Genomic DNA, 22,742 nt, shown 5'->3' with positions numbered 1-22,742 from the left:
GTCAAATCCCCTCGTGTTCTATGACGATTCTGATCAATGCTATCCTGGATGCAGGGCGCAGTGCCGTCGATATTGCGCTATTTACGTTTCTGCCGCTGATGATCGTGACATTCTCGCTGATGCGTTACCTCGAAGGAATGAGCGCATTGCGATGGGTCGCCGGCCGAGCCAATCCGCTCTTGAGGTCTTTCGGCTTGGATGGTTTGGGAGCCTTGGCGGTCTTACAGCTCAGCCTCGTAAGTTCGGCTGCCCCGATTGCGGCCCTGTCGCTCATGGCGCACAGAAAAACATCGGACAGATTTATGGCCGCCGCCCTTGCCGCAGTGCTTGCGGCGGCGCCGGCAAATGCCAGCTTTCCGCTCGCCGGTCTCGGTGTTGATCCCGCATTGATCATATTGAACGGCATTTGCGGAGCGCTTGTCGCGTCCAGCCTTGCATATTGGATGCTTGGGCGCCGTCCTGTGTCTGGAAAGATTTGTTCCGATAACAAAGTGGATTACCACGTCGCCGCAAGGCTTGACCTGCTCGCGGCGATAAATCGCGGTGGCGCAGATGCCATTCGGGTCATTTCCGCGGTCCTGCCGGTGCTCGTGATCTCTCTTGCGCTAGTAAGACTAATCCAAAGTACAGGAGCACTCTCAGCATTCATGTCCGTTACGCAGCCCCTGCTTCAGTTGCTCGGCGTTTCGCAACAGGATGTCCTGTTCTTCCTGACGAAGTGCCTGGCAGGATCGAGCGCAGCCGTCACACTGTTATTCGACATTCACAAGGAGCTAAGCCTCCCAACCGAGAAAATCATTCATAGTTCCGCATTTCTGCTGAACCCTCTCGACCTTCCCGGTATCTCCATTCTTACCGCTTCAGTACCTGCGCTCCGACCCGTTGCAGGCGTCGCCGTCTTGTGTGCGCTGGCCGGAATCATTATTCGCGTGGCGCTGGTATCATGGCTTTGAGCCTATGCGCTCCGCCATGATGCCTCCGCTCCCAAGGAATAATGCCCATAAAATGGCGGGACCGAGCAGCTAGCGCCCGCGGCTTCCCTTCAGCATCGACCAGCTATAGAGGAACAGCCCCGCCCAGATCAGCGGGAAGGCGATCATGCGCGCCGTGCCGAGCGGCTCGTGAAAGATAAAGACCGCGATCAGAAAGATCATCGTCGGCGCGATATACTGCATGATGCCGATCGTCGAGAGCTTCAGCAGCTTGGCGCCATTGGCATAGATCATCAGCGGCACGGCGGTGATGACGCCGCAGCCGAGCAGCAGTGCCGTGTCGGCAAGGCCGGTGCGATAGAGATGGCCCTGGCCGCTGCCGAATTCGAGATAGAGGATATAGAGAAGGGCAGGCCCGCTGAGGATCAGCACTTCGAGGAAGAAGCCCTGGTTCGGCCCGAGCGGCAGCGTCTTGCGCAGCAAGGCATAAAACCCCCAGCTGATCGCCAGCGTCAGCGCCACCCACGGAATGCCGCCGCTGTCGAATGCGAGAATGGCGACGGCAAGCGCGGCCAGCGCAATCGCCGCGATCTGCAGCGGCTGCAGCTTCTCCTTGAGGAGCACCGCGCCGAGGAAGATGCTGAACAGCGGGTTGATGAAATAGCCGAGTGCTGCGTCGAGCGAATGGCCGGCGCCGATCGCCCAGACATAGGTGCCCCAGTTGACGGTGATCAGCGACGCCGTCAGCGCCGCCATCGCCAGCATGCGCGGCGAGCGCAGCGCCGTCGCGATATCCGCAGTGCGTCCGAGCACGATCAGCACCATGCCGGCCAGCGGCAGCGACCAGACGATGCGGTGGGCGATGACCTCGGCCGGCGAGATATGCGCCACCGCCTTCATGTAGATCGGCAGGAAGCCCCAGAGCAGATAGGCCGTCAGCGCGAAGGCGAAACCGCGCGGACTGTCTTCGTTCTTGGCCAAGGGAACGGTTGCATCGGTCGACATCGGGGTGTTTCCATCTTTGTTCTTCTTCTGATCCGGCCTAGCTTAAGCGCCGTGAATAGGCCAATTCATTTCGTTGAATAAAGGCTAAGAGGATTTGAAGCGGATGGGGAAGAATGAACGCATGATAGCGGCAAAGGCTGGTATCGGCCTCCAAAAATCCGAATCCTGTTCCAGACTGCCGCGGGCAGGCGACAGGCGGACCAATCGAGGGAACAAACTCGCAAACCCGCTGATGATCTGCGCCTTCAGTTGACAGGCCCGGCAGGTTCTTTCATCTGGAACGCCAAGCGCCAGATCAGGAGCCGCTCACATGACCCTTACCGTACGCCCGGCAACGCCTTCAGACGCGGCAACGATCCTGCGATTTGTCCGCGAATTGGCCGATTATGAAAAGGCGATCCACGAGGTCGAGGCGACCGAGGAGAGCACGCGTGCGGCAATCTTCGGCGACGGTTCAGTCACGCATGCGTTGATCTGCGAACGCGAGGGTCAAGCCATCGGCATGGCGGTTTATTTCTTCAGCTATTCGACCTGGCAGGCGAAGAACGGCCTTTATCTGGAAGATCTCTACGTAACACCGGACGCGCGCGGTTCGGGCGCCGGCAAGGCGCTTTTGCGGCGCCTGGCGCAGATCGCGCTGGAGAAGGGTTGCGGCCGCTTCGAATGGAGCGTGCTCGACTGGAACGAACCCTCGATCCGTGTCTACGAGGCGATTGGCGCGGAGCCGCAGAAAGAATGGATCCGCTATCGGATGACGGGCGAGACGCTGGCGGCGTTTGCCCGCGGTTAGCCCTAGCGACGGAATAGACTTACTCCGCCGCGATCTTGCCGGCGAGCTGCCGGTTCTTCATCAGCTTGTAGATGACGGAATCCATCAGCGCCTGGAACGAGGCGTCGATGATGTTCTCCGAAACGCCGACCGTCCACCAGCGCACGCCGTCGCTGTCGGTGGATTCGATCAGCACCCGGGTGATCGCCGCCGTGCCGCCGTTGAGGATGCGCACCTTGAAATCGGCGAGCACCAGATCGTCGATCTCGTGCTGGTATTTGCCGAAATCCTTGCGCAGCGCCAGGTCGAGCGCGTTGACCGGGCCTTCGGCATCGGCAACCGACATCAGCGTCTGGCCGTCGATGGTGATCTTGACCACCGCTTCCGAGACGATCTTCACGCGGCCAAGACTGTCGAAGCGGCGCTCGATCATCACCCGGAAGCCTTCGATGGTGAAGAATTCCGGGATCGTGCCGAGCGTGCGGTGCGCGAGCAGCTCGAAGCTCGCATCCGCGCCCTCATAGGCATAGCCGATGGATTCACGCTCCTTGACGATCGAGATCAGCAGATCGAGCTTCGGATCCTCCTTGGCGACGGTAATGCCGCGCCGCTTCAGCGCATTGATGAAATTCGCCTTGCCGCCCTGGTCCGAGACCATGACCTTGCGGAAATTGCCGACGCTCTCGGGCGGCACATGTTCATAGGTCCGGGGATCCTTGAGCAGCGCCGATGCATGGATGCCGGCCTTGGTAGCGAAGGCGGAAGCGCCGACATAAGGCATCTGATGATCGGGCGAGCGGTTGAGCAACTCGTCGAAGGCATGCGAGAGCCGGGTGAGATTGAGCAGCCGCTCCTCGTCGATCGCCGTTTCGAAGCGTGTGTTATAGGCGCTCTTCAGTGCCAAGGTCGGGATCAGCGTCACCAGATTGGCGTTGCCGCAGCGCTCGCCGATGCCGTTCAGCGTGCCCTGGATCTGCCGGACGCCGGCTTCGACCGCAGCCAGCGAATTGGCGACCGCCTGGCCGGTGTCGTTATGGGCGTGGATGCCGAGACAGCTTCCGGGAACACCTGAGGCGATCACCGCCTCGACGATGGCGCGCACCTCCGGCGGCTGCGTGCCGCCATTGGTGTCGCAGAGCACCACCCAGCGGGCGCCGCTCTCATAGGCGGTCTTGGCGCAGGCAAGCGCATAGGCCGGATTGGCCTTGAAGCCGTCGAAGAAATGCTCGCAATCGACGATCGCTTCCTTGCCGGCGCCGACCGCCGCCTTGACGCTTTCGGCGATGCTTTCCAGGTTTTCCTCGTTGGTGCAGCCGAGCGCCACCGCGACATGATAGTCCCAGCTCTTGGCGACGAAACAGATGGCGTCGGATTTCGCCTGCAGCAGCCCGGCAACGCCGGGATCGTTGGAAACCGAAACGCCCGCCCGCTTCGTCATGCCGAAGGCGACGAAGCTCGCCTGGCCGGTGCGCTTCTCGCTGAAGAAGGCCGTGTCGGTCGGATTGGCGCCGGGATAGCCGCCCTCGACGTAATCGATGCCGAATTCGTCCAGCATCGCGGCGATCGCAATCTTGTCCTCTACCGAGAAATCGATGCCGGGCGTCTGCTGCCCGTCCCGGAGCGTCGTATCGAAGAGGTAGATGCGTTCTTTCATGTCGTTTCCTCCCGGCGGGCGGGTGTTGTTGGAATGCGGATGCTGCCCCTCATCCGGCTGCCGCCACCTTCTCCCCGTTCTGACGGGGAGAAGGGAGATGCCGCGCGGTATCGCAGAGCTCGTCCCCTCTCCCCGCGCGCGGGGAGAGGGCTAGGGTGAGGGGCCGCCTCAAACAATCAGTTTGTCTTCCCGGCAAACCGATCCGTCGCCCGGATCAGCCGATCGAGAATCCCAGGCTCCGAATAGGCATGCCCCGCACCCTCGATCAGGTGGAATTCCGCCTTCGGCCAGGCCTTGTGCAGCAGCCAGGCATATTTGGCCGGGCAGGGCATGTCGTAGCGGCCATGCACGATGACGCCGGGAATATCCTTGAGCTTGCCGGCGTCGCGGATCAGCTGTCCCTCATCCATCCAGCCGGCATTGACGAAGAAATGGTTCTCGATGCGGGCGAATGCATAGGCGAATTCCGGTTCCTCGAACTTGCCGCTCGTCGAAGGCTCGGGCAGCAGCGTGATCGTTTCGCCTTCCCAGATGCTCCAGGCCTGCGCGGCTGCAAGGCGCACGCTCCTGTCCTCATGCGTCAGGCGGCGATGATAGGCATGCATCATCTCATGCCGTTCCTCGGGCGGAATCGGCGCGATGAAGCGCTCCCACTTGTCCGGGAACATTTCCGAGACGCCGAACTGATAGTACCAGTCGAGCTCGGCCTTGGTCAGCGTATAGATGCCGCGCACGATAAGCTCGGAGACACGCGCCGGATGCGCCTCGGCATAGGCGAGCGCCAGCGTCGAACCCCAGGAGCCGCCGAACACCTGCCAGGTCTCGACACCGGCCATCTCGCGCAGACGTTCGATATCGGCGACGAGGTGCCAGGTCGTATTGGCATTGAGTTCGGCATGCGGCGTCGACCTGCCGCAGCCGCGCTGGTCGAACAGCATGACGTCGTAGAGGGCCGGATCGAAAAGCCGCCGATGGGCGGGCGAGAAACCACCGCCGGGGCCGCCATGCAGGAAGACGGCCGGCTTGGCGCCTGATGTGCCCGAGCGTTCCCAATAGATCACATGGCCGTCGCCGACATCGAGATGGCCGGAGGCATAGGGTTCGATTTCGGGATAGAGCGTGCGCAGGATTTCGGTCATATTTTCACGCCTTTCTCGGGCCAGACTGAAGTATCGTGATCGGGATGCTGGAAGGAGATGATCGCTTCCTGCCGTGCATAGAAATCCTGATCCTTCAGCACCGGCGCCTCGAAGATTTCCTCGACCCAGGGCAGGCGGGCCTCGTAATTCACCTGGATCAGCGGCGCCAGATCGCTGCGGTCGTCGAACGTGCCGATGGCAAGCTCCAGCCCGCCCGGGTGGCGATAAGTCATCGGCGTGCCGCAATTGCTGCAGAAGCCGCGGTCGATGTTGACCGAGGACTGGAAGTAGCTCGGCGCGCCGCGCGTCCATTCCATCCCGTCTTCAGGTGCGGTGACCAGCGCGGAAAAGAATCCCCCGAACTGCTTCTGGCACATGCGGCAATGGCAGATCGAGGGGCGCCCCAACTTGCCTGAGATGCGAAAGCGCACGGCGCCGCATTGGCAGCCGCCTGTCTTGATCGTGTCCGTCATAGGGTTTCTCCAAGGGGCCAGCTTTTCGTGTCGTGGTCGGGATGCTGATGGTTGCTTGCCGCGATCGCGTCCTCGCGCTCGGGCGTTTCGGGCTCCGGCTCCACCGGCAGGCTGGGGAGCGCGTGAAACCAGGACATCCTGCGGCCGGTGTTCGATTGCATCACCGGCTTGACCGCATCAGGATCGTCAAGTGAGCCGAGCGTGATGTTGATGAAATCCGTCCCCGGAATGTCATAGAACAGCGGTGTGCCGCAATCGCCGCAAAAACCCCGCCGCACCAGATCCGAGGACTGGAACCATTTCGGCGCGCCTCGCGTCAGCGTGAAATTGCTGTGCATCACGCCGCCGAGCGGCATGAAATAATTGCCGGCCGCCTTCTGGCACATGCGGCAATGGCAAAGATGGGGATAACCGAGTTCGCCTTCGGCGTGGTAACGCACGGCCCCGCACTGGCACCCGCCGCTTGAGTTCGTCTGCGCTGTCATTTGGGCTCCTTGGGCGGCCATACTTGCGTCTCGTGATCGGGATGCTGGAAGGAGACCAGTTCGAGCACGAAGGGAGCGGATTGCGCATCCTCCTCCGTCCGGTGCCCCGGCAACTCGTGCAGATGATCGACGAAGCGGATCTTGCCCTCGGTGCCGAATTGCACCACTGGCGGAAGCGCCGAAGGATCGTCGAAGGCGCCCGCGGCAATCGCAACCCCGTCAGGCGCCTCGTAGGAAAGCGGCGTGCCGCAATCGCTGCAAAAGCCGCGTTCGACGAAATTGGAAGAGCGGAATTTTTTCCGCTCTCCGCGTGTCCACGCGAAATCGGCGCCGCGCACCGAGACCAGCGGCGCGTAATAGGCCCCGAACGCCTTCTGGCACATGCGGCAATGACAGATCGACGAATCCTTGAGTTCGCCGCTGACGAGAAAGCGCACCGCACCACACTGACATCCGCCGGTATAGGTTGTCATGGACAAGCCCTCCGCAACAATGTGGATGGGAAAAAGAAAACCCCTCCCAACCCTCCCCACAAGGGGGAGGGCTTTCTCGTGGCACCACCTTTATTTCCGCCCCGAAGGCTTACAATTGCCGTGACGTCGTTTCGGAGCAGCGCGGCACCGTAGTCCCTCCCCCTTGTGGGGAGGGGTTGGGGAGGGGCCTTATCCCAAGACACGGCTCTCACCGCTTGACCTCCCACGTCGTTACCCGCTCGCCGGTCGCTGCATCCTTGCCGTCCTTCAGCTGAATACCCTTTGCGGTCAGCTCGTCGCGGATATTGTCGGCCTCGGCAAAGTTCTTAGCCTTCAGCATTTCAAGACGCATGGCGACCAGCGCATCGACCGCGGCTGCGACGGCTTCGTCGATTTCGGCCTTCTTCGGCAACAGGCCGAGGAGGGCAGCCGTTGCGGCAAAACGGGCGCCGGCGGCGGGATCGCTATGGGCGGCCTGCGCCAAAGCGTGCAAGGCCTGCACCGCCGCCACCGTGTTGAGGTCGTCGGCGAGTGCATTCAGCACGGTCTCGTCAGGCTCGGCATCGCCGGGCTCCGTCGCCGGCCATTTGGCGAGCAGGCGTTCGGCTTCCTCGAGCCGCTTGATCGAGAAATCGATCGGCTCACGGTAATGCGTCATCAGCATGGCGAGGCGCAGCACTTCGCCCGGCCATTTGCGGCCGCCGAAAACCTGTGTGTGCAGCAGATCGTGGATGGTGACGAAATTGCCTTCGGATTTCGACATTTTGCGGCCTTCGACCTGCACGAAACCGTTATGCATCCAGACATTCGCCATCACCTCGGTGCCGTGGGCGCAGCGCGACTGGGCGATCTCGTTTTCATGATGCGGGAAGATCAGGTCCAGCCCGCCGCCATGAATGTCGAAGATATCGCCGAGATAACGCCGGCTCATCGCCGAGCATTCGATATGCCAGCCCGGCCGGCCGCGGCCCCAGGGACTCTCCCAGCCGGGCTCGTTGTGGCTCGACAGTTTCCAGAGCACGAAATCGCCCGGGTTTTTCTTGTGCGCATCGACGGCGACGCGGGCGCCGGCCTGCTGCTCGTCGAGCGGGCGCTTCGAAAGCTGGCCGTAGTCCGCCATGGATTTGGTGTCGAACAACACTTCGCCTGCAGCCACATAGGCATGGCCATTGGAGATCAGCCTCTCGATGATCTCGGTCATCTCAACGATATTGTCGGTGGCGCGCGGCTCGACGCTCGGCTCCAGGCAGCCGAGTTCGGCGACATCGGCGTGAAACTGCGTCTCGGTTTTTTCCGTGACCACGCGGATCGCCTCGTTCAGCGGCAGGCCGGGATGATCCCTCAGCGCCCGCGCGTTGATCTTGTCGTCGACGTCGGTGATGTTGCGGGCATAGGTGACGTGATCCTCGCCATAGACATGCCGCAGCAGCCGGAACAGCACGTCGAAGACGATGACCGGGCGGGCATTGCCGATATGGGCGAAATCATAGACGGTCGGACCGCAGACATACATGCGGACATTGTCGGAATCGATCGGCGCAAAGACCGATTTTTCCCGTGTCAGCGTGTTGTACAGCTTCAATTCCGGCATGCCGCCCATTCCACTCTCCCATAAGCACAACTAGAAAAACATCGCGACCGGCGGGCCGGGGCGTTTCGCATCTGACTATTTGGGAGACGAAAACGGCCGGACCAGCGCGTGCGCTAGCGAATAATCTTCCGGCAGATAATGCAGATAATCGTTTTCATGGCGGGATTTATGGCGCGGGAATGGCCTTTGGTCAAGAGGGGCGAGCAATGATCCGCGGCACGGCTCACCTGCCATTTTCGTGGCGCAAATCGCTTATAGGCAGTTGGGAAGTTGCTGAAAATAGGGGAGAAATACGTGAGGGGCTGGGGCCGGGGGATGATCGGAGCGATTGCAATTCTGGCAGTCGCATCGACCGCATATTTCGCATACGATTTCGGTATGCTTCGTTTCAACAATCCGTCTTTGTCAACCTATCCGATCCAGGGCATCGATGTCAGCCATCACCAGGGCGACATCGATTGGAAGACGGTGGCCGCGCAGCCGAATGTGCGTTTTGCGATCATGAAGGCGACCGAAGGCGGCGACCACAAGGATTCCAGGTTCGCCGATAACTGGCAGCGTGCCGGCGATGCCGGATTGATCAGAGGTGCCTATCATTTCTTCACCTTCTGCCGCCCGGGCAAGGATCAGGCGCAGAATGTCCTGGCAACCGTGCCGAAGGCGCCGGAGACCCTGCCCATCACCGTCGATCTGGAGTTTGTCGGCAATTGCAACAAGGTCCCGACGCTCGAGGAAATGGCCGCCGAAGTGAATGCCTTCTTCACCGAACTGAAGGGCACTTTTCCGGAAAAGCCGATTTTCTATGTCACCCAGGAATTTTATGATCAGTATCTGAAGGGCAATGAATCCCGCTTCCCTGAGCATTACCTCTGGCTGCGAAGCGTATTCAAGGAACCGGCGCAGGAAGATTGCAGTCGTTGGTCGATCTGGCAATTTGCCGATAACGGCACTGTCGGCGGCATTCAAGGAGCGGTGGACCTCAATGCACTGTGCCCGTCGGAAACGGGCTTCGCGCATCTGTTCCCAGCCGTCGCAGCCAAGTGAATCCCTGCTTATTCCGGCAGGCGGTAATTGACGAGCTTGTTTTCCCGCACGATGAACAGCTTGCCGGTCTCGGTCACGCCCGGACCGAGCAGCGGGAGGATCGCCTTCGCCACCTCGGAGGGATGCGGCAGCGTCTGCGGATCTTCGCCCGGCACCGCCTGCGCCCGCATCGCCGTGCGGGTCGCGCCCGGATCGACGCTGGTGATGCGCAGCGGCGTCGATTGGCTCTCGCCGGCCCAGGTCCGGGCCAGCGCCTCGACGGCGGCCTTGGACGCGGAATAGGCGCTCCAGAAGGGCCGGCACTTGTGGGCGGCAGCCGAAGACAGGATGACGGCGCGGCCGGCATCCGAGCGGGCGAGCAACGGGTCGACCGACCGGATCAGCCGCCATGTCGCGGTGACGTTGATGGTCATCACCTTTTCGAACACCTTCGCCTCGATATGACCGATCGGCGAAATGACGCCGAGCACGCCGGCATTGGCGACGAGGATATCGAGTTTGCCCCAGCGCTCGAAGATCGAGCCGCCGAGCGCGTCGATCGCGTTCATGTCGGCCAGATCGAAGGGCACCAGCGTCGCCGTGCCGCCGACCGCCTTGATCGCGTCGTCGAGATCCTCGAGCCCGCCGACCGTGCGGGCGCAGGCGATCACATGAGCGCCGGCTTTGGCGAGTTCCAGCGCCGTGAAATAGCCGATGCCGCGCGATGCGCCGGTAACGAGCGCGATCTTGCCCTCAAGATTGATGTTCATCTGCCCCGGTTCCGGATTTGCGTGCAAAGGCGAGGGGCGCAAATCGGCCCCTCGGAAGGGAAGTCAAAATGACGGTGGCTCAGCCGTTGCTGGCAAGCATCGAAAGCTTGTTGCCCATCGACTCGCCGTTCTTGTCGAGCAGGCGGGTCGGATAGTCACCGGTGAAGTAATGGTCGGTGAACTGCGGGCGGGCCGGATTGCGGTCCTCGCCGCCGACGGCGCGGTAAAGCCCGTTGATCGACAGGAAGGCAAGCGAATCCGCGCCGATATATTTGGCCATGGCTTGGACATCGGCATATTGGTTCGCCAAGAGCTTTTCGGCGTCGGGCGTATCGATGCCGTAGAAGTCCGGGAAGAAGATCATCGGGCTGGCGACGCGGAGATGAACTTCGCGCGCGCCGGCTTCGCGGATCATCTGCACGATCTTCAGAGAGGTCGTGCCGCGCACGATGGAATCATCGACCAGCACCACGCGCTTGCCTTCGATCATCGCCCGGTTGGCTGAATGCTTCAGCTTCACGCCGAAGGCGCGGATCTGCTGGGTCGGCTCGATGAAGGTGCGGCCGACATAATGGTTGCGGATGATGCCGTATTCGAAGGGAATACCGCTTTCCTGTGCGTAGCCGAGCGCAGCAGGCGTGCCGCCATCGGGCACCGGCACGACGACGTCGGCCTCGACGGGCGCTTCCTTGGCGAGGTTCATGCCCATGTTCTTGCGCGTCGTATAGACGTTACGGCCGCCGACGACCGAGTCCGGCCGGGCAAAATAGACATATTCGAACAGGCAGAGGCGCTCCGGCTGGGGCTTGCCGGGCTTGCGGGCATCGATGCTGATCGAGCCGTCGGGCTGGATTTCGCAGATGATGACTTCGCCGTTTTCGACATCGCGGATGAACTTGGCGCCGATGATGTCGAGCGCGCAGGTTTCCGAGCAGAAGATCGGCTTGCCGTCGAGTTCGCCCATCACCAGCGGGCGGATGCCTGTGGGGTCGCGCGCGGCAATCAGCTTGGTGCGCGTCATCGCGAGCATCGAATAGCCGCCCTCCATCTGGCGGATCGCATCGATGAAGCGGTCGGATGTGGAGGCATGGCGGGAGCGGGCGATGAGGTGGAGGACCACTTCGGTATCGGAGGTCGACTGACAGATGGCGCCGGTCGCGATGATCTGGCGGCGCAGCGTCAGGCCGTTGGTGAAGTTGCCGTTATGAGCAATGGCGATGCCGCCTTCCTCGAGTTCGGCAAAGAGCGGCTGTACGTTGCGCATCGCCACTTCGCCGGTCGTCGAGTAGCGCGTATGACCGATCGACATGCTGCCGGGCAGGCGGGCGAGCGTCATCGGGTTGGTATAGTGATCGCCGACGAGGCCCATATGGCGCTCCTGATAGAAGCGTTTGCCGTCGAAGGAGACGATGCCGGCTGCTTCCTGTCCGCGGTGCTGCAGGGCATGCAGACCGAGAGCCGTCAGTGTGGCGGCATCGGGATGTCCCAGAATTCCGAAAACCCCGCATTCTTCATGCAGCGTATCTCCGTCGAGCGGATCGTCGGTGGGCAAGGAATGGGACTGGTTCATTTCTGCGGGCCTCTGCTCTCACAAGAATGGATCGGCATTTCCAGAAATAGCTGAAGCCCGACAGAGCTGGAATGCCCGGCCGGACCCCTCATTTCAACTCCCGCTCAAATGGCAATTGCCGGAAGGCGGGTCAAGCTCTTGAACACTGTGTCAATTCGCCGGCTGCTGTGCAGGCGCTGTCGGTGCATCTTCCGCCGGCGCCTGGTCGCCCGTCGGCGGATTGGTGCCTTCAGCGCCGCCCTGTGCCGGCGGCTGAAGCTTATCACGGATGCTCGCCGGTATCATCTGGGCAAATTGCTCCGGCAGAGCCGATTTCAGCTTCACGACCATCGAATCCAGGAAGGGCTTCGACTTCGCTTCGTTGACCCAGGCCGGGCGGTGGTCGGCATCGACCAGCCAGTTCCAGAAAGCGACGGCGACGACCAGCAGCAGCACGCCGCGCGCAGCCCCGAACAGGAAGCCGAGCGTGCGGTCGAGCGCGCCGACGCGGCTGTCGATGATGAAATCGGCGATCTTCATGGTGATGAAGGAGATGACGATGAGCGCGATCAGGAAGACGACCGCTGCCGAACCGACGATCGCGATGCGGTCGTCATCGGTGTATTTCTTCGCGTAGGGCAGAAGGTAGGGATAGAGGTAATAGGCGGCTGCTGCCGAGCCGCCCCAGCTTGCGATCGAGAGGATCTCGCGCGAGAAGCCGCGGACCATCGCCAGCACGGCGGAGAAGAGCACGACGCCGATGACAATACCGTCGAAAATCGTAATGGGCATGTAAATTCAACTCCAGGACTGCCGCTTGGCGGCCGTGTCGTGCCTTATCGTGTGCCTCCTATATCATTACCAATCTCGGCAATGAAAGGATCAAACCTCGTCTTCCACACGCAACGCCCCCTTCGACCCGGCGATGCGCGCGACCAGATCCGGCAGGCTTTCGACCTCGCTCCAGCGTCCGCCGGAACCCTTCGGCAGTTCGGCGGAGGCGGAGGGAAGCAATGCTGCGGAAAAGCCCAGCTTCTCGGCTTCCTTGAGGCGCTGGGCGGTGTGCGCAACCGGCCGGATGGCGCCCGACAGGCTGACTTCGCCGAAATAGACGCAATCGGCGGGAAGGGCAATACCGGCAAGCGAGGAAACGAGGGCCGAGGCGACGGCGAGATCGGCCGCCGGTTCGGAGATGCGGTAACCGCCGGCGACGTTGAGATAGACGTCGTGCTGGCCGAGCCTGACGCCGCAATGGGCTTCCAGCACCGCCAGGATCATCGACAGCCGGGCCGAATCCCAGCCGACCACGGCGCGCCTCGGCGTGCCGAGCGAGGTCGGCGCCACCAGCGCCTGCACCTCGACCAGCACCGGACGCGTGCCCTCCATGCCGGCGAAGACGGCTGCACCCGGCGATTTCTCGTTGCGCTCGCCGAGGAAGAGTTCGGAGGGGTTGGCGACCTCGCGCAGTCCTCTGTCCGACATTTCGAAAACGCCGATCTCATCTGTCGGGCCGAAGCGATTCTTGACCGTGCGCAGGATGCGGTAGTGATGGCCGCGATCGCCCTCGAAATAGAGCACGGCATCGACCATGTGCTCGACGACGCGCGGGCCGGCGATCTGCCCGTCCTTGGTCACATGCCCGACGAGGACCATGGCAGCCCCCGTCTGTTTGGCGAAGCGGATCATCGCCTGCACGCCGGTGCGCACCTGCGTCACCGTTCCCGGCGCGGATTCGGCAAGTTCGCTCCACAGTGTCTGGATGGAATCGATGATGACGAGGTCCGGCCGCTTGCCCTCGGCAAGCGTCGCCAGAATATCCTCGACATTGGTTTCGGCCGCCAGCATCACGTCGGTATCGGCGGCTGCGAGACGTTGCGCCCGCAGCCGGACCTGAGCGACGGCTTCTTCGCCGGAGACGTAGATGATCTTGTGGCCGCGCCGCGCAAGGGCGGCGGCCGCCTGCATCAGCAGCGTCGACTTGCCGATACCGGGATCGCCGCCGATCAGCACCGCCGAACCGCGCACGAAGCCGCCGCCGAGCGCCCGGTCGAGCTCCGACATGGCGGTATGGATGCGCGGCGCCTCCTCGATCTCGCCGGAGAGCGCCGTCAGTGCCACCGGCCGGCCTTTCTTCGGTGTCTTGCCGGGGCCGGAGCCGATCCCGCCCATCGGGTCTTCTTCGACGATGGTATTCCACTCGCCGCAGTTCTCGCATTTGCCCGCCCAGCGGCTATGAACCGTGCCGCAGCTCTGGCAGATAAATTGTGTTCTGGCCTTCGCCATCGAATACTCTTTCAGTCCGGGTCCCAAGTGAAGCAGACGCCTGCTTCATCGAATCATTGTCGTGCTTGAGATAATGGCTATCGCGACGGATCAAAACTAATGATTTTCCCATCAGCGCCTCCTGTGCCTATCCTTTGCCTCTGCTCATCCTGAACGGTGGAAAATGTTCGATTATTCGTTCACACACTGGTTTGCATTTCTCTCGGCTGCGGTTCTGCTCAATCTCTCGCCCGGGCCCGACATCGCCTTCATCCTCGGTCACACGATGAGAGGCGGAAAACGCGCCGGTTTTTCCGCGCTGTTCGGCGTCTGGTCAGGCGCCTGCCTGCATGTTCTGATGGCAGCGCTCGGCCTTTCCGCCGTGCTCGCCGCTTCTTCGGTCGCCTTCTCCGCCGTCAAATGGATCGGCGCCGCCTATCTTGTCTGGCTAGGAATCCAGGCTTTGCGCGCCGGCGGCGGCAATGGCCTGATCAAGGCTGCCGGTGAAAAGTTGCCGGTCGCAAGGATCTACCGACAGGGAATCCTGGTGTCGCTCCTCAATCCGAAGGTGGCGATTTTCTTCCTGGCCTTCCTGCCGCAATTCGTCGTCGAAGGGGCAGGGCCGGCATGGGCCCAGCTCATGCTGCATGGCGGGCTCATCATCGTCGTCGCCGCCTTCATCGAGCCGCCGCTTGTCCTTCTCGGAGGGCGTCTTGCCGATGCGCTCAGGCACAATCAAAAAATCGGGCTATGGCGCGATCGTGGCCTCGGCGCGCTTTTCCTGGCGCTCGGCGTCCGCCTTGCGCTCAGCAGCCGCTGACGGGTAGGCTATTCCTCCTCGGCGACGTAGCGCCGTTCGTGGCGCAGCCCCATGCTGGTCAGCATCTCGTATCCGATCGTGCCTGCCGCGCGTGCCACGTCGTCGAGGGCCATGTTCTTTCCGAACAGCTCGACATAATCCCCGGCGCGTACGGCGTTGTCGGGCAGGTCGGTGATATCGAAGATGGTCAGGTCCATGGTGATCCGGCCGGCGACCGGGACCCTGTGTCCGGCGATGAAGCCTTGCCCTCCCTCCGGCACGGCCTGGCGCAGCGGCACGCCGCCGCTCGACAGGCCGCGCATATAGCCGTCGGCATAACCGGCCGAGGCGATCGCCAGCCGGCTCTTGCGGCCAAGCTGGAGCGCCCGCCCATAGCTGACGGTCTCGCCGGCCTCGACGTTGCGCACCTGGATGATGCGCGCTTCCGCGGTCGCCACCGGCCGCATCGGATTGGCGAGGCCGCAGACCGCTTCGCCGCCATAAAGCGCGATGCCGGGACGGGTCAGGTCGAAGTGATAATCCTCGCCGAGAAAGATGCCGGCCGAGGCGGCAAGGCTTGAATCGATGCCTTCATAAGCAGCGCCAACCCTGCGGAATGATTCGAGCTGCCGCCGGTTCATCGCATGGCTGGGCTCATCGCCGCAGGCGAGATGGCTCATGATCAGCACCGGTGCGAAGCTCGCCGGCCGCGACACGTCGTCGGCGAGTGCGATCGCATCGTCCATATGCAGTCCGAGCCGGTTGAAGCCGGTGTCGACATGCAGCGCGCAGGGATAGTCGCCGTAATCGGCAAGAACCGCCATCCAGAAAGCGAGCTGCTCATCGGAGGAAATTACCGGCACCAGATCGTTTTCGAAAAAGCGCCGCTCGGTGCCCGGCCATATGCCTGAGAGCACGAAGATGCGGGCCTCGGGCGCATAAAGCCGAAGCGTGACACCCTCGTCGACTGTGGCAACGAAGAAATCTCGGGCGCCAGCCATATAGAGCGCTTCACCGGCATCCTCGATGCCCATGCCATAGGCATCCGCCTTGACGACGGCTGCGGCGCGCGCCGCGCCGGAGCGGCGCGCCATGTCGCGCCAGTTCTCCGTCAGCGCCGTCAGATCGACGGTCAGCCGCAGGCCCGCGGAAGCGAAAAGATCGTCGTCTTCGAAGGGGATGGGGAAATCTGTCATGAATCGCCGTGAACCAGTGGAAGGAAATCGCCAGAGCCAGTTTAAAGCATGTCGCGCAAAAGTGTGCAGCGGTTTTGCGATAACGACATGTGTAAAAACAAAGAGCTAAAGCGCAAGGAGCGAATCTGAAAGATCGCGACGCGCTTTAGAAAGCATTAGGGCCAAGGCAGGTCACATACCACCCTTTGCCTGTCATACGATCACTTTTGTTCAAGACGCGTGCAGGCTTCCGCGATAATCTTGGGGGATGCAGAACGTATCGCAAAAAGAAGCGGCGGAGGCCATGCCGCTTGCGAACGTGGAATCGGCCCGCTTCTGGCGGGATAGCCGCTTCCGCGGCATGGAGTGTTTGAGCGCCACCTTCCTGACCCACGAATATGCGCCGCATGCGCATGACACGTTCAGCATCGGCGCGATAGAAAGCGGCAGCCAGATCGCCACTCTCAGCGGCAGGCGGGAGGAAACCGGCCCGGGCGACCTTTATCTCATCGATCCCGGTGTCATCCATGACGGTGCTCCGGGCGGCGAGGGCTACCGCTACAGGATGATCTATCCCGACATGAAGCTGTTCGTCGATATTCTCGAGGATGTTACCGGCAAGGCCTTCCATGCGACGCCCTCTTTCTCCGGCGGGCTTCCACGTGATCCACAGCTCGCCAATGCCTTTCACGCCGCCCATCGAACGCTTGAGAGCGGGGCCGGCGCGCTGGAATCCGATGAGGGAATGTTTTCGGTGCTGGCAGCGATCTTTGCGCGTCACGGCAGCGCAATCATCGTTCCTGTCGATACGCAGGAACGAAGCGCGGTGGCCCGCGCCCGCGAATACCTCATCGAGAACTTCGACAGCGATGTCGGCCTCGAGGAGCTGGCCGGAGTGGCGGGTTTGAGCCGCGCCCACCTCATCCGTGCCTTCCGCAAGGAATATCACATTACCCCGCACGCTTTTCTGACGGATCGGCGCGTGCAGGTGGCCCGTCGGCTGCTGCGCCAGGGGCGCATGCCTGCCGATATTGCGCTCGAATGCGGTTTTGCCGATCAGGCGCATTTCACCCGACACTTCAAGGCACGGACAGGCGTAACACCAGGCCAATTCCGCACGGGCTGATCACTTTCGTTCAATACGGCCCTGGCTGGCCGGGCTAATACTCCGCGATCTTGATCAGGAGGTTGCCATGTTGCAGCACAGCCGGCCATCCGGCGAATTTTTTGCCGGAATGCGCGCCATTTTTCCGCTCGTTGTCGCCGTGTTGCCGATCGGCCTGGTGTTCGGCGCGGTTGCGGCCACCAAAGGGCTTTCCCCGTTGGAAACGACGCTGATGAGCGCGCTTGTCTTTGCGGGCGGTTCGCAATTCGTGGCCATGGACATCTGGACCCATCCGGCAAGCTGGATCGGCGTCGGCTTTGCAGCCCTGCTGGTCAATATCCGCCACGTGCTGATGAGCGCGTCGATCGGCACGAAGATGCAGTCCTTCTCCAGCGTCAAACGATATATCGCCATGCTCTTCCTCGCAGATGAGCTGTGGGCCATGGCGGAATTCCGCGCCGGCGCCACGCGGCTGACACCGGCCTGGTATGCCGGGATCGTCACGCCCTTCTACCTCACCTGGGTCGGCTCTTCGCTGGCAGGCGCACTGCTCGGCGCCTTTCTCGGCAATCCTGCGGCCATCGGCCTCGACTTCGCTTTTCCGGCCGTCTTCATCGTGCTCGTCATGGGGTTCTGGAAGGGGCCGGAAACCGGCGCCGTCCTTGCGGCAAGTGGTGCGGCATCTGTTGCGGTCCACCATTTCGTGCCGGGGGTCTGGTATATCGCCGCCGGCGCTCTGGCCGGGCTGGCAACGGCCCTGTGGCAGGGCAGGGCGCGGGAGCAGGCGGCATGACACTCGATCTCAACATCATGATCGCCATCCTCGCGATGGCCGCCGCAACGGTGTTCACCCGCGTCGCCGGCCTCCTATTGGTCCGTCATGTCGAGATGGATGAGCGGCGGAGAACGGCGATCGAAGCCATTCCGCCGGCCGTGCTGATGGCGGTCATTGCCCCGACCGCCTTTGCGGCGGGCTGGGCGGAGACCCTGGCCTGCGCGGTAACGACAATCGCCGCGCGCCGTCTGCCGATGCTTGCGAGCATCGTGATCGGCGTCGCAACGGTTGCCCTGTTGCGGACCGCCGGGCTTTAGCTAAGGAAATCGACGCGGAACTGCGTCAATGTTCCTCGTAATGTGTGAAGGAGGGATCGGCGAGATCGGCGAAGCGGGTGAATTCCGACTGGAAGGCGAGCTTCACCGTTCCCGTCGGCCCGTGACGCTGCTTGGCGATGATGACGTCGGCGGTGCCCTTCACCTTGTCGAACAGCGCTTCCCATTCCGGATATTTCGGATCGTGGGGATCGCGCGGCTCCTGGTTCTTGACGTAATATTCCTCGCGGAACACGAAGAGCACGACGTCGGCGTCCTGCTCGATCGAACCGGATTCGCGAAGGTCGGAAAGCTGCGGCCGCTTGTCGTCACGGCTTTCGACCTGACGCGAGAGCTGCGACAGGGCGATGATCGGAACGTTGAGTTCCTTGCCCAGCGCCTTCAGGCCGGTCGTGATCTGGGTGATTTCCTGCACGCGGTTGTCGCTGGATTTACCCGAGCCGGTCATCAGCTGAATGTAGTCGACCACCAGCACGTCGAGGCCGCGCTGACGCTTGAGACGGCGCGCGCGCGCCGAAAGCTGGGCGATCGAAATGCCGCCGGTCTGGTCGATATAGAGCGGCACCTTCTGCATCATCATCGAGCAGGCGACAAGCTTTTCGAAATCGGCATCGTTGATGTCGCCGCGGCGGATCTTCGAGGAGGAGACTTCCGTCTGCTCGGAGATGATACGGGTGGCAAGCTGTTCCGACGACATTTCGAGCGAATAGAAGCCGACGACGCCGCCATTTCTAGCCTTCATGCTGCCGTCCGGCTGGACTTCGCCTTCATAGGCGGCGGCGATATTGTAGGCGATATTGGTCGCAAGCGAGGTCTTGCCCATGCCGGGGCGTCCGGCAAGGACGATCAAGTCCGAACGCTGCAGGCCGCCCATCTTGGAATCCAGCGAATGGATGCCGGTGGAAATGCCGGAAAGCCCGCCGTCGCGTTCCTTGGCGACGGCCGCCATGTCGATCGCCAGCGCAACCGCATCGTTGAAGGCCTGGAAGCCGCCGTCGTAGCGGCCGTTTTCCGCCAGTTCGAAGAGGCGGCGTTCGGTGTCTTCGATCTGAGACTGCGGCGGCATGTCGAGCGGCGCGTCATAGGCGATGTTGACGACATCCTCGCCGATGGTGATCAGCGCCCGGCGCAGCGCCAGATCGTAGATCGCCCGGCCATAATCCTCGGCATTGATGACGGTGACGGCATTGCTGACGAGACTTGCCAGATATTGCGAAACCGTCATGTCGCCGACCTTCTCGTCGGCCTTCAGGAAGGTCTTGATCGTCACCGGGTTGGCGATCTTGCCCATGCGGATAATATCGCCGGCAACCTCGAAGATCTTCCGATGCAGCGGTTCATAGAGATGGATCGGCTTCAGGAAGTCGGACACCCGGTAATAGGCGTCGTTGTTCATCAGGATGGCACCCAGAAGCGCCTGCTCGGCTTCGATATTGTTGGGTGCTTCGCGATAATGCTGCTCCGAGGGAGCAACAGCTGCAATCTTTCGAGCGGCGTCGTTCATCATCATCCGTTCTGTCTTTTTCCAGCTCCCGGATTTGCAATTCCGGACGCGAAAATCAAGAGGTTGCGAAAGGAGCAGGCGCCCGCTTCGCTGAAATCCTGAACGCTGTGCACGTTGTTCGACTTCTCCACAGTCCGGGGCGACACAAAGGAGAAATACCGTCAGTGTCACCCGCACGACACGGCATGGTGCCGACTCAGCCCATCCGTTTCGGAGAAGGTTATTTTAACGCGATGCCATAAGGCACGCAGCAAAAACATCCGGATCATCCCCAACGAAAAAGCCCGGCGCTAAGGCCGGGCTTCCCTCACGCGGATCGCTCCGGCGATATTATGCTTCGTCTTCGTCGACGCCGTCGGCTTCCGGATCGAAGAAATCTTCCGGACGCAGAGCGTCTTCGTCGACGCCGTAGATGGCGTCGACCGAGGTGAGTTCTTCACCCTTGGCCTGGCGCTCTGCCTCTTCGGCGGAACGGGCAACGTTCAGCTCGACATGGATTTCGACTTCGGCATGCAGCTGCAGCTCGACCTTGTGCAAGCCGATCGCCTTGATCGGCGTGTTCAGGTGAACCTGGTTACGGCCGATGTTGAAGCCTTCGGCGGCGAGAATCTCGACGACGTCACGGGCAGCGACCGAGCCGTAGAGCTGGCCGGTTTCGCCGGCCGAGCGCACGACGATGAAGGACTTGCCGTCGAGAACGTCGGCGACCTTCTGCGCTTCCGACTTGCGTTCGAGGTTGCGGGCTTCGAGCGTCGCACGCTCAGCTTCGAAGCGGGTCTTGTTGGCGGCGTTGGCGCGCAGCGCCTTGCCGAGCGGCAGCAGGTAGTTACGGGCAAAGCCGTCACGAACCTTTACGGTTTCGCCCATCTGGCCGAGCTTGGAGATGCGTTCGAGAAGGATGACTTCCATTTTCTTTTACCTTTCTGTGTCTCAGATTTTCGTGTCGGATTGTTTGGGGGCATCAGCATCTTTCGTCGGGGTCAGCGCGATCGCCTTGCGCGTATCGCTGAGACCGAGGACGAGGATGAGGAAAGCTGGCAGCAGCATGAGCATCGAGGCCAGGTAGCTGAGGATGAGGGCCGGCAGGCGCCAGTCCTTGCCGCGCGTGCGGAAATGCAGCGAGGCGAAACCGGAAAGCATGAAGCCGGCGCCGAAAGTGCCGATCACCGTCGCGCCGACCAGTGCCGGCACGCCGCCGAAGAAGCAGGCGGCAAGCCCGGCGAGGAAGATGAAGATCGAGTTGCGGTTCATGCGCAGCGAGGAGGGGATGTCCTCGCGCGGGCGAAGACCGCGGCCGGAGGCTGCGACGATGCGCACGGCAAAATAATAGGCGGCAAACAGCATAGAGACCCACATGCCGCCCTGCACCGCCGGCAGCATCAGCACGATCAGCGACTTGGTCTGCGCGGTCGCCGCCGGATCGGGCATGAATTCCGGTTGCTGTTCCTTGACCGAGGCGATCAGCAGATCGACGATCTGATCGGTGATGGCCGGCCCATAGCCGATCATCACGCCGATGACGATGACGGCGAGCGTCACCAGGCCGCAGAGATGCAGCAGGATATCGGAGAGCGGATACCAGGCAAGCAGATGGTCCGGGCCGCCGAGTTCGGAAGCCGGCCGCGCGAGATTGGCGAGATGGCTGAGCCAGCCGGCCGGCAACAGCGTCACCAGCGTCATGATCAGCGCGAAAGAGCGGGAGATGAGGGCCGCGCCGAGTGCGGCTGCCGTGACCACGGCAGCGATTGCCGCGGCATTGCCCCAGCCGAGCCCGACGATCAGAATCGGCAGCGCCGAGGCCGTATAGAGCAGCGCGCTGAAAAACGACGGCTGCATGCTCGCGCCCAGCATCAGCAGGAAGGCGGTCAATCCGGCGAGTGCGCCGATCAGCAGCGTTTTAAGGTCAGGTCGGTTCAAGGTCGCTGTCCTGCTTCATCAAGCAGTTAGAGGATGTTGCTGAATCGAATTCAGAAACGTCTCAACATGGGTTTTTAGAGTTCCGATCCGCGCCCATCGCGGAAGGGAGGCAACCCCCGGATCCGCGATCCGGGGGGCACATATTGTATCAGGCTACGACGTAGGGCAGCAGGCCGAGGAAACGGGCGCGCTTGATCGCCTGGGCGAGTTCGCGCTGCTTCTTCTGGGAAACGGCCGTGATGCGGGACGGAACGATCTTGCCGCGCTCGGAAATGTAGCGCTGCAGCAGGCGAACGTCCTTGTAGTCGATCCGCGGCGCGTTGGCGCCGGAGAACGGGCAGGTCTTGCGGCGGCGATGGAACGGGCGGCGGACCGGAGCGGAGGAAGTTTCAGACATATCTCGGATCTCCCTTATACGCGGTCTTCGCGCGGACGGCGCGGACGGTCTTCACGGTCGCCGAAGCCACCTTCACGCGGCGGACGCGGGCCGCGGTCACGATCGCCGAAGCCGCCTTCACGCGGGCCACGGCCGCCTTCACGCGGACGGTCGTCGCGGTCGCGCTTCTGCATCATGGCAGACGGACCTTCTTCATGCTTCTCGACGGCGATCGTCATGTAGCGAAGAACGTCTTCGCTGATGCGCATCTGACGTTCCATTTCCTGGACGGCAGCAGCCGGTGCATCGATGTCCATCAGGGCGTAGTGCGCCTTGCGGTTCTTCTTGATGCGGTAGGTGAGGGACTTGAGGCCCCAGTTCTCGATACGCCCGACTTTACCGCCGTTAGCTTCGATCACACCCTTGTACTGTTCTACGAGGGCATCGACCTGCTGGGCGGAAATATCCTGCCGGGCAAGGAATACATGTTCATAAAGAGCCATGACAGCTTTGCCTTTCTTGCGTTTGGTTCAACCCGATATTCGGCGGCTAAGCCTCAACGACTGCTCCTGATTGGGCGAACCCAGGCAAGAAAGCGTTTCCGAGACGGTCGAGAGCGGAGACACGGGAG

General features: G+C 62.0%; 24 protein-coding genes. 7 read left to right on the top strand and 17 right to left on the bottom strand.

Annotated elements, in window-relative coordinates:
* Positions 1-20 precede the first annotated feature (20 nt).
* Positions 21-953: a hypothetical protein gene (locus ATY75_RS05190; RefSeq protein ID WP_088936708.1), complete on the top strand. Its 933-nt coding sequence runs from the start codon at positions 21-23 to the stop codon at positions 951-953.
* 69 nt (positions 954-1,022) lie between these two features.
* Here the strand turns inward: ATY75_RS05190 and rarD are convergent, their stop codons facing one another.
* The gene (rarD, locus tag ATY75_RS05185) at positions 1,023-1,937 is read right to left on the bottom strand and encodes an EamA family transporter RarD (protein ID WP_088936707.1); all 915 of its coding nucleotides are present in this window, start codon (positions 1,935-1,937) and stop codon (positions 1,023-1,025) included.
* A gap of 310 nt (positions 1,938-2,247) precedes the next feature.
* Between rarD and ATY75_RS05180 the strand changes: the two genes are divergently transcribed.
* Positions 2,248-2,727: a GNAT family N-acetyltransferase gene (locus tag ATY75_RS05180; RefSeq protein WP_049733904.1), complete on the top strand. Its 480-nt coding sequence runs from the start codon at positions 2,248-2,250 to the stop codon at positions 2,725-2,727.
* A gap of 19 nt (positions 2,728-2,746) precedes the next feature.
* On the opposite strand, the gene cimA is transcribed toward ATY75_RS05180, so the two are convergent.
* The 6 genes from cimA to cysS all read right to left on the bottom strand — a co-directional run bounded on the left by cimA (position 2,747) and on the right by cysS (position 8,530).
* Positions 2,747-4,360, bottom strand: a complete 1,614-nt coding sequence (cimA, locus tag ATY75_RS05175) for a citramalate synthase (RefSeq protein ID WP_088936706.1) — start codon at positions 4,358-4,360, stop codon at positions 2,747-2,749.
* A gap of 176 nt (positions 4,361-4,536) precedes the next feature.
* Positions 4,537-5,499: a prolyl aminopeptidase gene (pip, locus tag ATY75_RS05170; protein WP_088936705.1), complete on the bottom strand. Its 963-nt coding sequence runs from the start codon at positions 5,497-5,499 to the stop codon at positions 4,537-4,539.
* Complete coding sequence (locus ATY75_RS05165) at positions 5,496-5,972, bottom strand: GFA family protein (protein WP_088936704.1); 477 nt, start codon at positions 5,970-5,972, stop codon at positions 5,496-5,498. The genes pip and ATY75_RS05165 overlap by 4 nt, the downstream gene beginning before the upstream one ends.
* Positions 5,969-6,457, bottom strand: coding sequence for a GFA family protein (locus ATY75_RS05160; RefSeq protein WP_088936703.1), 489 nt, complete (start codon positions 6,455-6,457; stop codon positions 5,969-5,971). The genes ATY75_RS05165 and ATY75_RS05160 overlap by 4 nt, the downstream gene beginning before the upstream one ends.
* Positions 6,454-6,930 carry a GFA family protein gene (locus ATY75_RS05155; RefSeq protein ID WP_088936702.1) on the bottom strand — a complete coding sequence of 159 codons (477 nt, stop codon included), beginning with the start codon at positions 6,928-6,930 and terminating at the stop codon, positions 6,454-6,456. Before ATY75_RS05155 ends, ATY75_RS05160 begins: the two co-directional genes overlap by 4 nt.
* A gap of 208 nt (positions 6,931-7,138) precedes the next feature.
* Positions 7,139-8,530 (bottom strand): cysteine--tRNA ligase, encoded by a 1,392-nt coding sequence (gene cysS, locus ATY75_RS05145; protein ID WP_088936700.1) that lies wholly within the window; start codon positions 8,528-8,530, stop codon positions 7,139-7,141.
* 306 nt (positions 8,531-8,836) lie between these two features.
* On the opposite strand from cysS, the gene ATY75_RS05140 reads away from it, so the two are divergent.
* On the top strand, positions 8,837-9,565 hold the full coding sequence (locus ATY75_RS05140) for a GH25 family lysozyme (protein WP_088936699.1): 729 nt from the start codon (positions 8,837-8,839) through the stop codon (positions 9,563-9,565).
* An 8-nt stretch (positions 9,566-9,573) separates the two neighbouring features.
* On the opposite strand, the gene ATY75_RS05135 is transcribed toward ATY75_RS05140, so the two are convergent.
* The 4 genes from ATY75_RS05135 to radA all read right to left on the bottom strand — a co-directional run bounded on the left by ATY75_RS05135 (position 9,574) and on the right by radA (position 14,146).
* Positions 9,574-10,314 (bottom strand): SDR family NAD(P)-dependent oxidoreductase, encoded by a 741-nt coding sequence (locus ATY75_RS05135; protein ID WP_088936698.1) that lies wholly within the window; start codon positions 10,312-10,314, stop codon positions 9,574-9,576.
* A 79-nt stretch (positions 10,315-10,393) separates the two neighbouring features.
* Positions 10,394-11,884: an amidophosphoribosyltransferase gene (gene purF, locus ATY75_RS05130; RefSeq protein WP_088936697.1), complete on the bottom strand. Its 1,491-nt coding sequence runs from the start codon at positions 11,882-11,884 to the stop codon at positions 10,394-10,396.
* 150 nt (positions 11,885-12,034) lie between these two features.
* The gene (locus tag ATY75_RS05125) at positions 12,035-12,655 is read right to left on the bottom strand and encodes a CvpA family protein (protein WP_064837934.1); all 621 of its coding nucleotides are present in this window, start codon (positions 12,653-12,655) and stop codon (positions 12,035-12,037) included.
* Between the two features lie 90 nt (positions 12,656-12,745).
* A complete protein-coding gene (gene radA, locus ATY75_RS05120) occupies positions 12,746-14,146 on the bottom strand; it encodes a DNA repair protein RadA (RefSeq protein ID WP_049733915.1) in 1,401 nt (466 codons plus the stop codon).
* Positions 14,147-14,309: 163 nt separating this feature from the next.
* Between radA and ATY75_RS05115 the strand changes: the two genes are divergently transcribed.
* Positions 14,310-14,945 (top strand): LysE family translocator, encoded by a 636-nt coding sequence (locus ATY75_RS05115; protein WP_088936696.1) that lies wholly within the window; start codon positions 14,310-14,312, stop codon positions 14,943-14,945.
* An 8-nt stretch (positions 14,946-14,953) separates the two neighbouring features.
* Here ATY75_RS05115 and alr read toward each other — a convergent pair whose 3' ends face one another.
* Positions 14,954-16,120 (bottom strand): alanine racemase, encoded by a 1,167-nt coding sequence (gene alr, locus ATY75_RS05110; RefSeq protein ID WP_088936695.1) that lies wholly within the window; start codon positions 16,118-16,120, stop codon positions 14,954-14,956.
* Positions 16,121-16,403: 283 nt separating this feature from the next.
* On the opposite strand from alr, the gene ATY75_RS05105 reads away from it, so the two are divergent.
* The 3 genes from ATY75_RS05105 (at position 16,404) to ATY75_RS05095 (ending at position 18,296) form a co-directional block, all read left to right on the top strand.
* Positions 16,404-17,225, top strand: coding sequence for an AraC family transcriptional regulator (locus ATY75_RS05105; protein ID WP_065092576.1), 822 nt, complete (start codon positions 16,404-16,406; stop codon positions 17,223-17,225).
* 67 nt (positions 17,226-17,292) lie between these two features.
* The gene (locus ATY75_RS05100) at positions 17,293-17,997 is read left to right on the top strand and encodes an AzlC family ABC transporter permease (protein WP_088936694.1); all 705 of its coding nucleotides are present in this window, start codon (positions 17,293-17,295) and stop codon (positions 17,995-17,997) included.
* Positions 17,994-18,296, top strand: coding sequence for an AzlD domain-containing protein (locus ATY75_RS05095; RefSeq protein ID WP_088936693.1), 303 nt, complete (start codon positions 17,994-17,996; stop codon positions 18,294-18,296). Before ATY75_RS05100 ends, ATY75_RS05095 begins: the two co-directional genes overlap by 4 nt.
* Before the next feature lie 25 nt (positions 18,297-18,321).
* Here ATY75_RS05095 and ATY75_RS05090 read toward each other — a convergent pair whose 3' ends face one another.
* The 5 genes from ATY75_RS05090 to rpsF form a co-directional block, all read right to left on the bottom strand.
* Positions 18,322-19,818, bottom strand: coding sequence for a replicative DNA helicase (locus tag ATY75_RS05090; RefSeq protein ID WP_064841302.1), 1,497 nt, complete (start codon positions 19,816-19,818; stop codon positions 18,322-18,324).
* 330 nt (positions 19,819-20,148) lie between these two features.
* Positions 20,149-20,727, bottom strand: a complete 579-nt coding sequence (gene rplI, locus ATY75_RS05085; RefSeq protein ID WP_049733920.1) for a 50S ribosomal protein L9 — start codon at positions 20,725-20,727, stop codon at positions 20,149-20,151.
* Positions 20,728-20,748: 21 nt separating this feature from the next.
* The gene (locus ATY75_RS05080) at positions 20,749-21,735 is read right to left on the bottom strand and encodes a DUF2232 domain-containing protein (protein WP_088936692.1); all 987 of its coding nucleotides are present in this window, start codon (positions 21,733-21,735) and stop codon (positions 20,749-20,751) included.
* Positions 21,736-21,883: 148 nt separating this feature from the next.
* Entirely contained in the window at positions 21,884-22,132 is a 249-nt protein-coding gene (gene rpsR, locus ATY75_RS05075; protein WP_003547038.1) for a 30S ribosomal protein S18, read from the bottom strand.
* A 14-nt stretch (positions 22,133-22,146) separates the two neighbouring features.
* Entirely contained in the window at positions 22,147-22,614 is a 468-nt protein-coding gene (rpsF, locus tag ATY75_RS05070; protein ID WP_003574183.1) for a 30S ribosomal protein S6, read from the bottom strand.
* Between the last annotated feature and the right edge of the window lie 128 nt (positions 22,615-22,742).

The sequence above is a fragment of the Rhizobium sp. N122 genome (assembly GCF_002211295.1).
Classification (GTDB): domain Bacteria; phylum Pseudomonadota; class Alphaproteobacteria; order Rhizobiales; family Rhizobiaceae; genus Rhizobium.
This window is presented reverse-complemented; position numbering and strand designations above follow the sequence as displayed.